The sequence below is a fragment of the Formosa sediminum genome, assembly GCF_007197735.1.
Classification (GTDB): domain Bacteria; phylum Bacteroidota; class Bacteroidia; order Flavobacteriales; family Flavobacteriaceae; genus Formosa; species Formosa sediminum.
The window spans coordinates 1,126,500-1,142,183 of the sequence record NZ_CP041637.1; the positions used below are offsets into that span (position 1 = coordinate 1,126,500).

Genomic DNA, 15,684 nt, shown 5'->3' on the forward strand with positions numbered 1-15,684 from the left:
AAATTGTATTTAAAACCTCATATGAAAATATGAGGTTTTTTTATTATCTATTTTTTACCAAGGTATTTGCAAGTTTACTAAAACTAGCGTTTAATGTTTTTCCTTTTTTTAAGATGTTAAACGCTGGAACAATTAGACCTAGACTTAGTATAATACATCCAAAAATAAGAATGTTTGGAGCTTTAGTAAAAGTGTTACCGGCAGTAAATATACTTAAAATTAGGAGTACAGAAAGGGGTAGTGAAAGTGCTAAAATAGACAGTGCAAAATCTACATTAAATGTGCTTTTGTGTGTAGGGGCGTCTATTTCTTTAGTTGCAATACTAGAAATGTGTGCAAATGGCCAAAAGCTGCAAGCGCTTAATCCAAATACGAGTATTAATAAAATGTCTTTAGAATCAAAAATTGGTGCTACGGTAATTAAACATCCTATGATTAAAAGTGTAACACCATTTTTCAACATTAATAATGAGAATATCTGAGCAATTTGTTTTTTCTTTATAACTACAGCAAGCCCTATAAATAAAAGCACTAATGGTGTCATAATACCACTTAGTCGGGTTAAGTTATCCTGAATAAAAAGCGGTAAGTTAGCCATGTGTATTCCTGAAAATACAAAAATTAGTGCAATACATATAAAGATGTTTACAGGCTCTAAAAGCATTACTTTGCCTAGAGCTTTAAGTTTTGTGCTTATAGGTTCGGATTTGCTTGTTTGGTTTTTGTAATACCACGAAACTGCAATAATATAGAGTACAAATAATACAAAAAATTTATTTCCCAAATCGGCCATAGCAGCTTTACCTAAATATTGAGGTCCTAGAAACTCTAATATAAATGGAAAGCAAGATAGACCAGGTGCTAAAGAGGGTAGTAATAGTTTTGCTGTATTTTTAGTAGCTGTATCTGTTATACCTATAACGTGTAATAGTAACGGTGTTATAAGGTATAAAAACCCATTAAACACCAATGCTATAACTGGTAAAATTAAAAGTTCTGTGTTTAAATTTATTTGTAATAATGCTATAAAAATTGTAGCCGGTAATGCCAATAAAAGAATTATTTTTTTTAATCCATTAGTTTCATCCTTAGAAGTAAATTTCTTTTTTATTAGAAAGCCTAACAGGATAAATGTAATAAATGATAATGCTTTTACATGTGCTTCTGACATAATTTAATGACTTATATAACTTGGTCTAAGGCTTCGGTGAATAATTTCATTTCATCCATAGTTCCTATGCTTACACGGCACCAATTTTTGTCCCAGAAATTAAAAGCTTTTACGCCTATCCCTTTGCTGTACATTTCTTTTAAAAATGCTTTTCCATCAGTTGGGATTTCAAAAATTATAAAATTGGTTTGAGATGGCAAGTAGGGTAGGCCTTTTTTATCTAAAAATGCTTTAGTGTATTGTCGCGCTTCTGCAATCTTAGTTTTAGACATATCTAAAAACTCTTTGCCTTGTAAGCTCGTTGTTGCAGCCATAATAGATGGTCCGGTAATTCCCATTCCGCCACGTGTAATTGCATTTATACGTTCTAGTGTTTCAGGTTGTGCAACTAAGTAACCTATACGTAAGCCTGCCATACCGTGTATTTTTGAAAATGTACGAGCCACCATTACATCTTTTCCTTGTGCAACTAAATCAACCATACTGTCCGTTAACCCGTTGTCAGATAGATCTATATATGCTTCATCTACAAAAACAGGTACTTTTTCAGACGCACGACTACAAAATGCTTTTAAATCTTTAGCATTTGTAATAGATCCTGTTGGGTTATTGGGGTTACAGATGTATACTAACTTAGTATCTACATCAATAGCGGCTTCCATAGATTTTAAATCGTGCTGAGAATCTTTTAAAAGTTTATAAGATTTCCATTGTCCGCCAACAGATTTAGACACATTTATTAAAGACATATAACTAGGGTCTGCGCTAATTACATCTCCTCCTTTTTGAAAAAATACCATGGCTACTTTTTCAAGTATGTCTGAAGATCCTGGTGCCATTAAAATGTTTTCTGGAGTGACTCCTTCTTTTTTGGCAATCATCTCAATTAAAGTTTTTAGTGTTTCCCAACCATAACGGTTACCTGTAAACACCTCGTCTTGAAAAGCTTTAGCGGCTAATGGTGGTGGACCATACGGGTTTTCGTTAGCTAAAAGCCTTGCTTTAAGTTTTGTTTCATCTGTAATAGGAGGAGTAAACTCGTTAAATGTACTAGAGGTGTTAAAAATATATGTTGAATTATTTTGCTGGGCTATTTCTACAGATTTTGCCCAAATTTCTGAAGGCATAAAAGCTAAACCTGCCATTGTTAAACTCCCTCTTTTTAACCAGTTTCTTCTGCTAATTTGTGATGAACTCATTTTTGATAAATCTTTATTTTTCTACTAAAATTAGCGTTTTAATTAGTTTTAATGTGTTAAAATTTGTTTTTAGTAATTAATAAAATGGTTAATTATGAATTTAATTGAATATTTAATAAATATTAGATATTTGCGGTTTAAATCAATATTTAATTATGAAATTTTTAATTGAATAGCTTTAAATAGAATTCATTTGTGTAACTAAAATAGGGTGTTTACACGTGTTTTTAAAGGCAAAAACTAGTGATGCTACCTGAAGCTTTACTTGTAAAACTTGAAGCTTAACGCTTTAATTATAATTTTAAAACATAACTGTAATTATGTTAAAAAAAGTTAGAGGTAATTTAGGTATTTTTACATGTATTTGTAACTAAAATATTAACGATGTGTGTGTTGAGGTGCAAATAAAGAGTGCTATCTATATCGTATTTATGTTAATGTTTTTATTAGTTGTTAAAATGTGCTAAACCATTATATGAATTTGAGGTCTAATAGATAAAGACGTTTAACTTAAAAAATCTTAATACATATGAAATCATTTATTAAAATTTATTTAATGCCAATACTGTTTATGTTGGCTATTTCTGTTCAGGGATTTTCTCAAAACCGATCAAATTCTTCTAAAGGAAAAACTACAAAAACTACAGTGTCAACTAAAAAATCAAATTATAGAGTGCCTAGTAGTAAAGTGACTTATAAGAAGAATTCTCATAAAGTAACATCTGTAAGGTCTATTCCTAATAAAACAGTGATTAATCATAATGGAGAGAATTATTATTATTCTAACAATAAGTTTTATGCGCAATCTAGAGGTAGTTTTGTTGTTATTCCTCCTAAAATTGGATTTAGAGTGAGAGTGTTACCTAATAATTATACTAAAATTAGATATAACTCTAGAGATTATTATAATGTAAATGGTACATTTTATATAGAAATAAATAATCAGTATGAGGTAGTAGAGCCAGAAATAGGTACGATAGTATATAGTTTACCAGAAGATTATGAAAAAGTAGTTATAGACGGTTTATCTTATTATGAATATGGTAACATTTTATATGAAAAAATTCAAGTTGATGGAACGAGAGCTTACGAAGTGGTTGGTATAATTGATATCGAATAATTAAAATTGTATAGTTATAAAAATATCGGAGAGACATCTTCGGTATTTTTTTTTTTTTGATTGTATATCTAGATTTTGTGGGAGGTTAATAAAAAATATTTAATAAATACGGCTTATTTAAATGGAGTCTTATGTTTAATACCCGATTTTTCTTATAAGATGTTTAAACCAGCAGAAATGTATGGGCTAAGTTCTGGAGCATCAATATCTAAGTCTGTTACTATAGTATCTATTTGTTTTAAACTGCATACATCATATCCTTGTCTAAGATTTAGTTTGTTAGATGTCGTTAAGTAAACAATGTGTTCTGATGCGTTTATCATGGCTTTTTTAATTAAAGAAACTTCGTAGCCTTCATCTGTTATACCGGTTTCTAAGTCTAATCCGCTTACACCCATAAAACAAATGTTTGCTCTAATGTTAGATAAATATTGGATAACATCTATACCAATTGTAACCATCGAGCTTCTGTAAATTTTGCCACCAATAAAGATGGTTTCTACTAAAGGATGTTCTGTTAATTGCATTGCAAGTGGCAAACTGTAAGTGTAAACAGTAAGTTTTAAGTTTTTGGGCAGTAGTTTGGCAAGCATTAAATTTGTTGTTCCACCGCTAATAATAATAACCATATTATCTTCAATTAAAGAAATAGCCTTTTGCGCAATGCGAATTTTATTTTCTCTGTTGTATATTATATCTTCATTGTAATGATAAAGTTTTTGTATGTTAGATATGGCTCCGCCGTGTACTTTAGTAATAAGACCTTTGTCGTGTAGTTCTTTAATGTCTCTTCTTATAGTGTCTTCAGAAACTTCAAGTTTTTCAGATAAGAAACTAGAGCTAACCTTACGGTTTATGCTTACTTCGTCAATTACTTTTTGTTGTCTCTCTTTTTTCTTCATAAATATTTTTCAAAATTAAATTAAAGTAGCATTTAGGGGGATTTTAAAATAAGCAATATTTTGCTCTTTTTAATATAAATATATGCGTTTATTTAAAAATAATTATGTCTTATAGCTAAAATTAGTGTTTTTTTAGGCTTTAGTTTTTTAATAAAATGTGTGGAGAGGGTAATGTTTATAGGCTTATAGTCTTTTTTTAATTAAATTTTTTAATGAAAAAATAAATAATTCACAATAAAACAGCTTTTAGTGTTGTTCTTTAGTATTTTCATACGCTTTTCCTGTTTTTGTTATTAAAACTTGCATTATTTTGCAATTTAATTGCATTTTTATTGATATATTTTGTAGTTTTAGTCAATAACTAATACTGCAATCCTTATGAAAAAAACGTACAACCTCTTTTCTTTATTTAAGAGAACCAAATTTATGTTTAGCTTTTTGCTCTTCATGTTGTTTGGATTTGGCTTACAAAGCCAAACACTTTATACTATTAAAGGTAGTGTAATAGACAATTTAGGTACTCCTGCAACAGGTGTAACCGTGCAACTAAAAAATACTAATCAGGGGGCTATAACTGATTTTGATGGAAATTACGAATTGAATGTAAGTTTAGAGCCAGGTAATTATACATTGGTATTTAGGTTATTAGGATTGACAACTCAGGAGGTGAATTTAACTTTAGCAAATCAAACAGAAATTGTTAAAGATGTAGAAATGACTATGGATATCTTAGGTTTAGATCAGGTTGTTATTACAGGTGCAGGTGCATTGACTTCAAAAAGACAACTTGGTAATACGATTTCTAGTATAAAAGGAGGTGAGATTTCGGAGTCTGGTTCTGTAGATATTACAGGAGCACTTTCAGGGAAATTAGCAGGAATTCAAGTGTCTCAAAACTCAGGAGATCCAGCAGGAGGAATAAGTGTAAGGTTAAGAAGTTCTAGTACGGTTAATGGAAGTTCAGACCCTTTATATATTATAGATGGTGTTATTGTAAATAACAATTCTACAGATGTATTAGGTACCACAAGTGTGGTTCAAAACAGAATGTCAGATATTAGTCCGCAAGATATAGATCGTGTAGAAGTTATAAAAGGAGCTGCTGCCGCAGCAATATATGGATCTAGAGCTAGTAATGGTGTGGTTCAAATTTTTACTAAAAAAGGACAATCTGGAGAGCCTGTAATTACACTGTCGTCGAGTGTAAACTTTAATTCGTTAAGAAAAAAACGTGATTATAATGACGAGCCTTATGATTGGGCTTCATCAGATATCACTGTATTAGATAAGGTTCCGGTAACACGATATGATTATCAAGATATGGTGTTTCAGAATTCTACTGGTACAGATAATTATGTGTCTATGTCTGGAGGAAAAGGAAATACAAACTATTTTGGATCGTTCTCTTATTTAAAAAATGAAGGGATCTTAAAAAGTACCGATTACCAAAGACAATCTGGTAGAATTAGAGTTAATCAGGTTATTAACGATTGGATATCTGCATCCTTTGGTACCTATTTTTCAACAAGTAAAAGTCAGGATCAGCCAAATGGTGGTTATGTTGCAGGGATTTTGCCTACCATTTTGTTTACTAACAACACTATTGATCCTAGACCAGATGAAAATGGTGACTATCCAACCATGACTTTTTATCCTAATATTTTGGAGTATATAGAGACTTTCGATTTTAATCAAAAAAGTAATCGAAATATAAGTGATTTACAAATTACGTTAACACCTGTAGAAGGCTTGAAAGTGAGTTATATAGCAGGGTACGACAATTCTGAAACAACAGGTAATACATACATCCCTATAGGGACTACAACTATAGAGTTAGGTAGTGCAAGTACTTCAACTATAAGAACAACACAATTTAATAGCGACTTAAATGGGTCTTATAATTTTGATATTAATGAATTTTTGACTTCTACAACTACTACTGGATTTACATGGCAAGCCGACGAAACAAACTCAAGTTCTATTTCAGGAACTGGTTTAGCTTTGGGTGTTAAAACTACTAATGGGGCGGCTTCAATTTCAACTAATGAAAGTAGAAGTGAACGCAGCTTTTGGGGTGGATTTTTGCAACAAACTTTTGGTTTAGATGATAAATTATTTATTACTGGAGCAATTAGGCTAGATGGGTCTTCGGTTTTTGGGGAAGATGAAAGAAATCAATGGTACCCTAAGGCAAGTATGTCTTATTTAATTTCAAAAGAAGATTTTTGGGATAATACTTTTGGCAGTACACTTAATAGTTTTAAGGTTAGAGCTGCTTGGGGTCAGGCTGGAAATTTAACGGCTATTGGCCCTTTCGATAGGTTGTCAAATTATTCAGCAGTTAGTATCGATGGTACTTCTGGTTTGGTGGCGCCATCGGAATTGGGGAATACAGATCTGAGTCCAGAAAGGCAAACAGAATTAGAATTTGGTATTGATATGGGGTTGTTTAATAACCGAGTTGGGGTGGAGCTTACTTATTACAAGCAAGATATTGAAGATTTGTTATTGGCAAGAACATTGTCGCCTTCAACAGGTTTTGGTTCAAGACTTGAAAATGTAGGAACAATGTCTAACAGAGGTTTTGAAGCTTTAATTACAGCAACACCTATACAAACTAACGATTTTAGCTGGACGGTTACAGGTACATTTTCTACCAATAAAAATGAAGTAAATGATATTGAAGGTGAGCAATTTGGTATAGGTAATTTTGGATTCTCTGTTGCCAAAAATGGTGAGGCTTTAGGTGTGTTTTATCAAGGGTATTATGCTAGAAACGAAGATGGTAGTTTACTGTTAACAGAAGGAGGGCTTCCGCAAAGAGAAAAAGGATATTATGATGAGGACGGAAATCCTGTGGCAGAGAGAGATGCTTCAGGGCAGCCAACAGGGTCTAATTTAAGTAAAGTTATTGGAGATCCAAATCCAGACTTTATAGCGTCATTAACTAATGAGTTTCAATATAAAAACTTTTCTTTTAGAATGCAATTTGATGCCGTTCAAGGTGGAGATTTACTAAGTTGGGATACCCGTATGTTCTATCAATTTGGGGGCGGTGAGCAAACTGCAAAAGAATTAAGAGGCGAGAGTGTTAGAGGTACTGGAGCTGCTAATTTTAATATAGCAGAATCTTATATAGAAGATGGATCTTATATAAAACTTCGTGAGTTATCTACTTCGTATTTATTAAAAAATCCTTTAGAAGGTGTAGATAGTGTTAAGTTTACAATTACTGGACGTAATTTATTCTCGATAGATAATTACTCTGGATACGATCCAGAAGTTAATATGGATGGACAAAGTAACGGTTCTCGTGGAGGTGTTATGGGACTAGTGCCAATACCTAGAGTGTTTAAATTTGGTGTAGTTGCTACTTTTTAAGTGTAAATTAAAAATATTTAGAATATGAAAAATATAAAATTATATACAATAGTTGGAGTTATTCTAGTGAGTAGTAGCTTGTTTACAGCATGCGAGACTGATTTTGAGAACCCAAACAACCCTACAGAAGATGTCGTATTAGGAACTAAAGACGGACTTTTTGCATTAGCTACAGGAATTAGACAATATTATTCTGTAACGGCTTTAAGACAAGTTATTGAAGCGCCAGGAATTACTACAAGAGAATTGGGAGTAACAAATACCTTTTTAAATATTAATGAATTGGCAAAAGGTGGTGCCGAATTGCCTTCAGAAAGTGGTGGGATTACCAACCCTTGGACCTATTTATTAAAAGCAAAAGGGATGGCAGAATCTTTAATTGATGGTGCTAATACGGTAGAGTTAACCTCAGGTACAAAAAGCGGGCTTTTAGCCTATGGTAATTTAATTAAAGCAATGTGTCTAGGGTCGTTAATTGAAATGTTTGAGCAAGTGCCCATAGATAATTCTGCAGATGGTGCGGCTGTTTTTAGTGATCGAGATGCAGTGCTAGCAGAATGTATTCTATTATTAGAAGATGCAAGAGATATGTTAGCGTCAGAACCCATGTCTGAAGATTTTGAGTCGTCTGTACTGTGGTCTGATATTAGTTTAGAAAAAACAATTAATGCTTTTTTGTCTAGATATCAATTAATGGCAGGAAATTATGAAGCTTCAATTGTATCTGCAGACGCTGTTTTAAATAGTAGTGATTCTACAAACTCAATGTGGGTTTACGATGCAAATAACGAAAATCCAATTTGGAATAGAACTGTTAATTCTGCTGATTTAAATCCGCAATCTAATTTTGGGTTAACGGGGGACTATCTTCCGGAAGAAGGTGATGGTAGGCTAGATTTTTATTTAGGAGCAGATGCTGGTTTTGCTAACGAAGATGCAGGCGGACAAGCTTTAAGTGAAATGTTAGGTTTTTTTGATTCTAGTACGGCTCCAATTCCAATTTATCTTCCTGGAGAAATGATGCTTAATAAAGCCGAGGCTTATGCCAGATTAAACCAATTAGATAATGCTGTAACTCAGTTAAATCTAGTAAGACAAAAAACGAATGATCCACTAGGTGTAAACGCAAATCTTCCAGCTTGGACAGGAGACGAAAGCGATGTAGATGCAATTTTAGAAGAAATATACATTAATAGAGGAGCAGAATTGTTTTTAACAGGATTAAGGTTTGCAGATAGTAAACGTTTTCATCCAGATTTTGATGTGCCTTTAGAAGCAAATACAACCAACGAGCGTAATAGAAATTATTATCCTTACCCAAGTACAGAGCGAGAAAATAACCCTAATACCCCTGATGACCCAACTATTTAAAAACATTAAGTTTGTTTTATTTGTTTAGTTGACTTTATTAAGGGTAACAGTAATGTTGCCCTTTCTAAACTTTAGTAAAGCGGGTTGTTTAATGATGTAAATTATGAAAGTACAAACTGGTTTAGATGTGTTGTTGGGCAATACAACGCTTCAAAATACATTTAAAGGAAATGTGGCGCTACTATGCCACAATGCCTCAATAGATTCAACATATACGCATGCTGCTATACGGTTTAAGCATATGTTTGGAGATCGATTTGTAAAATTGTTTGGACCACAGCATGGGTTCTCTACAGATGTTCAAGATAATATGATTGAAACAGACCATATTATACATCCATTTTTTAATATTCCAGTCTATTCGTTGTATTCCGAAACACGAATTCCTACAGATAAGATGTTGGAAGGGATAGATCATTTGTTTGTCGATTTGCAAGATGTGGGCTGTAGGGTGTATGCTTATATCTATACTTTAACGTATGTGTTAGAAAGATGTGCTTCTAAACCTATTGAAGTTGTCGTTTTAGATCGTCCAAATCCTATAAATGGAATAGATATAGAAGGTAATATTTTAGATGCTAATTATGAATCTTTTGTTGGAAGACATCCTATCCCTTTTCGTCACGGATTGACTATAGGAGAGGTGGCTTTAATGCATCAGAAATTTTGGGTTAAAACAAAGGCGAATTTAAAGGTCATAAAAATGTTAAATTGGGAGCGTAGTATGTTTTATGAAGATACTCAGTTGCCTTGGTTGTTGCCTTCACCAAATTTAGCAAGAATAGAAAGTGCGTATACATTTCCTGCAACCGTCTTATTTGAGGGAACTACATTAAGTGAAGGACGTGGCACAACACAGTCATTAGAAGTTGTGGGACATCCAAAGATAGAACCTTTTTCGTTTTGTGACAGTGTGCTTTTTAAAGCTTTAAAAGCTTCAAAACTGCAAGGTGTAGCGCTCAGGCCAATTACTTTTCTGCCTACATTTCAAAAACAAGGAGGTAAAGTTTGTGGTGGTATTCAAATACATGTTACAGACAAATCTATCTATAAACCGTGGCGTGTTGGGCAGTTATTAATGCGAGAACTTTACCATTATTTAGAAGATGATTTTGAATGGAAAGCGCCTCCTTACGAATATAATTATCACCAAAAACCCATAGATATTATTAACGGAACCGATAAATTAAGGCATTGGATTGAAAATAACGAAGCTCTTGAAGCCTTAGATGCGCTTGAAACTCTCGATAGTTATAACTCTCTATGGAACGCTATTAAAATTTATTAATACTGTACAAAACTAATTATGCATTTTCAAAGCTATAATTTGTTGGTTTTTAATGTGTTTTTAAGAGTTTAATGTGTCTTAAAAAAAGCGTGCAAATAATAATATTATAGTTTGGACGTATGGTCTCTGTTTTCATTAGTATATTTAAGGATAAATGATCTTTTTAGCTTGCGTTGGTAGTTGGATTAATGATTGTATTAGTGTATTAGATTCCAAAACAAGATTAGGTTAAGAATAAACAAGTCAAATAAGTTCGGGGTAAACTAAATTTTAATGAAAAAACTAATTATAGCATTTGTCTTTTTGCTGTGTGTGTCTGCTTTTGGACAAGCACTTGAACCTTTACAAACGTTAAATACTAAAGGTCAAAAAAAATGGGTAGATAGTATACTTAATACGTTAAGCGTAGATCAAAAAATTGGTCAGCTTTTTATGGTTCAAGCTTATTCTAATAGAGATGAAACACATACCAAGTATATAAAAAAACTAATTGAAGAGTTTCAAATAGGAGGTCTTATTTTTATGCAAGGGACACCTGAAAAACAAGTTAAGCTTACTAATATATATCAGTCTACATCTCACATTCCGTTGTTAATTGGATTTGATGGGGAATGGGGCTTAGATATGAGATTAAAACATACATTTCGATACCCTTGGAATATGACTTTGGGTGCTGTGCAAAATAATAAGTTAATTGAGCAATTTGGGACCCGATTGGGAGAGCACAGTAAGCGTGTAGGAATTCATATTAATTTTGCGCCCGTGGTAGATATTAATACAAATCCTGAAAATCCAATTATTGGAAATCGTTCATTTGGAGAAGATAAATTTAATGTTACAGAAAAAGCAGTAGCATTTGTTAAAGGCATGCAAAGTGTAGGTGTTTTAGCTAATGCAAAGCACTTTCCGGGGCATGGAGATACGGCAACAGACTCTCATAAAACTTTACCTTATTTAGATTTTAGCTTGAATCGTTTAGATTCAATAGAGCTTTATCCGTATAAACAAATGTTTAAAACAGATTTAGCAAGCGTAATGATTGCGCATTTAAATGTGCCTGCTTTAGAGTCTAAGGCTGGTGTGCCCACGTCTATTTCTTATAATGTGGTGACTAAGCTTTTAAAGGAAAAGATGGGGTTTAAGGGTTTAATATTTACAGATGCATTAAATATGAAAGGTGCATCAAATTACGCACAACCTGGAGATATAGATTTGGCAGCATTTATGGCGGGAAACGATATGTTGCTTATTCCCGAAAATATAAGCGCAGCTGTATTAAAATTAAAAGAGGCGTTAAAAAATAATGTCATTACCATGCCGCGTTTAAATGCGTCTGTTAGAAAAATATTAAATGCTAAATATTGGGCAGGCTTACATACATATACTCCAATTAAAGAAAATGATATACAGGCCGATATTATTACTGCAGAAGATAAAGTACTGTACAGGTCTTTAATGAAAGAGGCAGTAACACTTGTTAAAAATAAAAATGAGGCACTTCCTGTAAAAGATTTAGTTGCATCTAAAATAGCATATGTAAAACTAGGTGATGCAAACGCTAAGCCTTTTGTTAGTACTCTAAAAAAATATACAGAAATAGATGTAGTTACAGGTAAAACTCTTGAAGGATTATTGAAAAAGCTGAAAGCTTATAATACTGTAATTATCGGGTTTCATAAGTCAAATGCATCACCTTGGAAAAGTTATAAAATGACAAGTAAAGAATTGACTTGGATACAAGAAATTTCAAAACATAATAAGGTGATATTAGATGTTTTTGCGAGTCCGTATTCGCTTTTAAAAATTTCTGATTTTTCTAATATAGATGCTGTAATGGTCTCATATCAAAATAGTGAAGTGTCTCAAGAAATTTCTGCACAAATGATTTTTGGTGCTTTAGAAATTAAAGGGAAATTGCCTGTGTCTATCCATAATACTTTTCCTGTAGGTACAGGTATAACAACACCTAATTTATTAAGGTTGTCTTATGCAATTTCGGAAGAGGTAGATATGGATAGTAATATGCTTTCTAAAATAGATTCTATTACAAAAATGGTTGTAGACTCTACCGTGGCTCCTGGGGGTCAGGTACTAGTGGCTAGATATGGTAAAGTGGTATATCATAAAAGTTTTGGATTTCAGACGTATAACAAGAAACAGAAAGTGAAGGTTACAGATCTTTATGATTTGGCTTCGGTTACTAAAATATTAGGTGGTTTACCTATGATTATGAAAAGTGAAGAACTTGGATTGTTAAATTTAAATAATACACTTGGTGAGATCTTACCTTATTTAAAAGGGTCTAATAAAGATACTATAACGCTTAAAGCAGCCTTATCTCATAATGCAAAAATAAAACCTTGGATTCCGTATTATTTAGAAACTATAGATACACTTACTAAAACACCTTTTAGTACCTATTATAGCAAGACTAAAACAAATACATTTTCAATTAAGGTTGCAGAAGATATGTATTTGTTAAATACATATCCAGATTCTATTTACCATAAAATAGCTGTAGCACCACAAGAACAAACGTCGGGTTATAAGTATAGTGGTTTACTCTTTTATTTATTTAAAAAGTATATAAAAGATACTTATGGTGAAGAGATGGATGTTTTAAATGCAAAAACATTTTATGCGCCTTTAGGTGCGACTACTCTAACCTATAGACCTTTAAATACCTTTGAAAAATCTAGGATTGCACCTACAGAAATTGATGACTATTTTAGAGGGCAACTGCTTCAGGGATATGTACATGATATGGGTGCGGCAATGATGGATGGTGTTAGTGGTAATGCAGGCTTATTTGGTAATTCTAACGATATTGCTAAAATGATGCAAATGTATTTACAAGATGGTTATTATGGCGGTAAACGTTATTACGAGTCGAAAACACTACATAAATTTAACCATAGATATTTTGAGACAGATAGTGTACGGCGTGGTTTAGGTTTTGATAAGCCACAATTAAATCCTAAAGTTCAGGCAAGTAGTAAATATGCTTCAAAAAACAGTTTTGGTCATTCGGGTTTTACAGGAACATACACTTGGGCAGATCCGGATACAGGGATATTATATGTGTTTCTGTCTAACAGAGTTTATCCAACGATGGCAAATAATAAAATTGCAGACCAAAATATTAGAACACGTATTCATGATATAATTTATGAAGCTATTGTGGAATAATTAGTGTTGTTATGCAGGTAATAGGTTAAAACTATTTATTATAATAAGTTAACGCCGGCAGATATATAAGCATTGAGTTGCGTGTTTTTAATGTCTAGTTCTGTAACAACCGTATCAATATCTTTTAAATTGCATACATCATACCCTTGTCTTAAATTTAATTTGTTAGATGTTGTAAGGTACACAATGTGGTCTGCAGCTTTTATCATTGCTTTTTTTATTAGCGAGACTTCGTAACCTTCATCTGTAACTCCTGTTTGTAAATCTAAACCACTTACTCCCATAAAGCAAAGATGAGCCCTAATGTTAGATAAGAATTGAATAACATCTATACCTATGGTAACCATGGAATTTTTGTGAATTTTTCCGCCAATAAAAATGGTTTCTACTAAAGGGTGTTCTGTCAGTTGCATAGCAATAGGAAGGCTGTAAGTGTAAACTGTAAGTTTTAAATGTTTAGGAAGTAGTTTGGCAAGCATTAAATTTGTTGTGCCACCACTAATAATAATAACCATATTGTTATGTATAAGTGTGCTGGCTTTTTGAGCAATTGTAATTTTATTTTCTCTGTTGTAAATTACATCTTCATTATAATGATAGAGTTTTTGAACATTTGACATGGCTCCGCCGTGAACTTTTGTTATTAGCCCTTTTTCATGAAGTTCTTTTATATCTCGTCTTATAGTGTCTTCAGAAACATCAAGCGTTTCAGATAAAAAACGAGAACTTACTTTTCGGTTTATGCTTATTTGATCGATTAGTTTTCGATGCCTCTCTTTTTTCTTCATGAATTTTTTTTCAAAAATAATATTAATAAAATTCTCTTGCGAATTTATAGTTTAATATATGCAATTTTTTGCAATTTTAAAACACAAAACAGGCATTTTGTTTTTAGAATTGAATATATTTGAAAGGATGTGCTAATTTTAATAAGCTTTTATAAGATATGAATACTTCAAATAGACTTGTAGCATTAGATGTGTTAAGGGGCATAACTATTTCATTTATGATTCTAGTTAACACTCCAGGGAGTTGGAGTTATGTGTATTCACCACTAAGGCATGCGGACTGGCATGGGTGTACACCAACAGATTTAGTTTTTCCTTTCTTTCTATTTATTGTAGGGGTGTCTGTTTGGTTTTCTTTTTCTAAATATAACTCAAAGGTATCTAAAGGTTTGGTTTTAAAAGTGATAAGAAGAGCCGTTATAATTTTCTTATTAGGTTTATTTCTTAATTTATTTCCGTTTTTCGATGTCGAGAACGTAAGAATTTATGGTGTGTTACAGCGTATTGCAATTGCCTATGGTGTTGCAGCAATATTGTGTTTAGCTTTTAGCAAACAGACATTAATTTATGTGTTATGCGGTATTTTGCTTGGTTATTGGGGGTTATTGTATTTTGGAGCAGAAACCAATCCTTATACGTTGCAGGATAATGTAGTAAGAGCGTTTGATTTGTTTTTAGTTGGAGAGAATCATATCTATAAAGGCTTTGGGATTCCGTTTGATCCAGAAGGATTGTTGTCTGCTATACCTGCTATAGGCACGGTAATACTTGGGTATTTAATTGGCGGGGTTGTTAGTGAACATGAATCTTTACTGTTTAAAATAAGAAAACTATGTTTATTAGGATTTGTGCTTGTATTAATGGGAGTTGCTTGGAATTTTGTTTTTCCTATTAACAAAGCATTATGGACTAGCTCTTATGTGCTTTATACAGCGGGTTTGGCCATATTATTATTAGCTGCTCTCTTGCTAATTATAGATTATAAAGGTTACGGTAAATGGTTTAAACCGTTTGTGCATTTTGGGACCAATCCTTTATTTATTTTTGTGTTTTCGGGTTTATATGTAAAAACTATAAGTTATTTAATTCAGGTTCCTGCTGGAGCACATGGTGAAAAAATTTCTGGGTATAAATATTTATATGAACATATTTTTGCAGATTTTGCTGGAAACATGAACGGTTCCTTACTCTTTGCTTTAGTACACATCATATTATTTTGGTTTATCTGCTTTGTACTTTATAAGAATAAAATATTCGTAAAAATATAGCTGTTTA

10 protein-coding genes are annotated in these 15,684 nt (G+C 32.4%); 6 read left to right on the forward strand and 4 right to left on the reverse strand.

Annotated features, from left to right (window positions below; all coding sequences use genetic code 11):
- Positions 1-43: 43 nt before the first annotated feature.
- Together FNB79_RS04965 and FNB79_RS04970 are read right to left on the reverse strand one after the other, a co-directional pair.
- A complete protein-coding gene (locus tag FNB79_RS04965; RefSeq protein ID WP_143380254.1) occupies positions 44-1,171 on the reverse strand; it encodes an AEC family transporter in 1,128 nt (375 codons plus the stop codon).
- 11 nt (positions 1,172-1,182) lie between these two features.
- On the reverse strand, positions 1,183-2,370 hold the full coding sequence (locus tag FNB79_RS04970) for a pyridoxal phosphate-dependent aminotransferase (protein ID WP_143380255.1): 1,188 nt from the start codon (positions 2,368-2,370) through the stop codon (positions 1,183-1,185).
- Positions 2,371-2,899: 529 nt separating this feature from the next.
- Between FNB79_RS04970 and FNB79_RS04975 the strand changes: the two genes are divergently transcribed.
- The gene (locus FNB79_RS04975; RefSeq protein WP_143380256.1) at positions 2,900-3,490 is read left to right on the forward strand and encodes a DUF6515 family protein; all 591 of its coding nucleotides are present in this window, start codon (positions 2,900-2,902) and stop codon (positions 3,488-3,490) included.
- Between the two features lie 152 nt (positions 3,491-3,642).
- Here the strand turns inward: FNB79_RS04975 and FNB79_RS04980 are convergent, their stop codons facing one another.
- A complete protein-coding gene (locus FNB79_RS04980) occupies positions 3,643-4,392 on the reverse strand; it encodes a DeoR/GlpR family DNA-binding transcription regulator (RefSeq protein WP_143380257.1) in 750 nt (249 codons plus the stop codon).
- 378 nt (positions 4,393-4,770) lie between these two features.
- Here FNB79_RS04980 and FNB79_RS04985 point away from each other — a divergent pair, with 378 nt between their 5' ends.
- The 4 genes from FNB79_RS04985 to FNB79_RS05000 all read left to right on the forward strand — a co-directional run bounded on the left by FNB79_RS04985 (position 4,771) and on the right by FNB79_RS05000 (position 13,621).
- Complete coding sequence (locus tag FNB79_RS04985; RefSeq protein WP_143380258.1) at positions 4,771-7,773, forward strand: SusC/RagA family TonB-linked outer membrane protein; 3,003 nt, start codon at positions 4,771-4,773, stop codon at positions 7,771-7,773.
- A gap of 24 nt (positions 7,774-7,797) precedes the next feature.
- Positions 7,798-9,144, forward strand: a complete 1,347-nt coding sequence (locus tag FNB79_RS04990) for a RagB/SusD family nutrient uptake outer membrane protein (RefSeq protein ID WP_143380259.1) — start codon at positions 7,798-7,800, stop codon at positions 9,142-9,144.
- Between the two features lie 103 nt (positions 9,145-9,247).
- Positions 9,248-10,432 (forward strand): exo-beta-N-acetylmuramidase NamZ family protein, encoded by a 1,185-nt coding sequence (locus tag FNB79_RS04995; RefSeq protein ID WP_185967841.1) that lies wholly within the window; start codon positions 9,248-9,250, stop codon positions 10,430-10,432.
- A 273-nt stretch (positions 10,433-10,705) separates the two neighbouring features.
- The gene (locus FNB79_RS05000) at positions 10,706-13,621 is read left to right on the forward strand and encodes a glycoside hydrolase family 3 N-terminal domain-containing protein (RefSeq protein WP_143380261.1); all 2,916 of its coding nucleotides are present in this window, start codon (positions 10,706-10,708) and stop codon (positions 13,619-13,621) included.
- A 38-nt stretch (positions 13,622-13,659) separates the two neighbouring features.
- Here FNB79_RS05000 and FNB79_RS05005 read toward each other — a convergent pair whose 3' ends face one another.
- Positions 13,660-14,409: a DeoR/GlpR family DNA-binding transcription regulator gene (locus tag FNB79_RS05005; protein ID WP_143380262.1), complete on the reverse strand. Its 750-nt coding sequence runs from the start codon at positions 14,407-14,409 to the stop codon at positions 13,660-13,662.
- Positions 14,410-14,567: 158 nt separating this feature from the next.
- On the opposite strand from FNB79_RS05005, the gene FNB79_RS05010 reads away from it, so the two are divergent.
- The gene (locus tag FNB79_RS05010) at positions 14,568-15,677 is read left to right on the forward strand and encodes an acyltransferase family protein (protein ID WP_143380263.1); all 1,110 of its coding nucleotides are present in this window, start codon (positions 14,568-14,570) and stop codon (positions 15,675-15,677) included.
- Positions 15,678-15,684 lie beyond the last annotated feature (7 nt).

Excerpts from the sequence above, each read along its gene's own strand:
- FNB79_RS05000 (WP_143380261.1), top strand. The coding sequence starts at position 10,706 with ATGAAAAAACTAATTATAGCATTTGTCTTTTTGCTGTGTGTGTCTGCT.
- FNB79_RS04985 (WP_143380258.1), top strand. The coding sequence starts at position 4,771 with ATGAAAAAAACGTACAACCTCTTTTCTTTATTTAAGAGAACCAAATTT.
- FNB79_RS04975 (WP_143380256.1), top strand. The coding sequence starts at position 2,900 with ATGAAATCATTTATTAAAATTTATTTAATGCCAATACTGTTTATGTTG.
- FNB79_RS04995 (WP_185967841.1), top strand. The coding sequence starts at position 9,248 with ATGAAAGTACAAACTGGTTTAGATGTGTTGTTGGGCAATACAACGCTT.
- FNB79_RS04970 (WP_143380255.1), bottom strand. The coding sequence starts at position 2,370 with ATGAGTTCATCACAAATTAGCAGAAGAAACTGGTTAAAAAGAGGGAGT.
- FNB79_RS04965 (WP_143380254.1), bottom strand. The coding sequence starts at position 1,171 with ATGTCAGAAGCACATGTAAAAGCATTATCATTTATTACATTTATCCTG.
- FNB79_RS04980 (WP_143380257.1), bottom strand. The coding sequence starts at position 4,392 with ATGAAGAAAAAAGAGAGACAACAAAAAGTAATTGACGAAGTAAGCATA.
- FNB79_RS04990 (WP_143380259.1), top strand. The coding sequence starts at position 7,798 with ATGAAAAATATAAAATTATATACAATAGTTGGAGTTATTCTAGTGAGT.
- FNB79_RS05010 (WP_143380263.1), top strand. The coding sequence starts at position 14,568 with ATGAATACTTCAAATAGACTTGTAGCATTAGATGTGTTAAGGGGCATA.
- FNB79_RS05005 (WP_143380262.1), bottom strand. The coding sequence starts at position 14,409 with ATGAAGAAAAAAGAGAGGCATCGAAAACTAATCGATCAAATAAGCATA.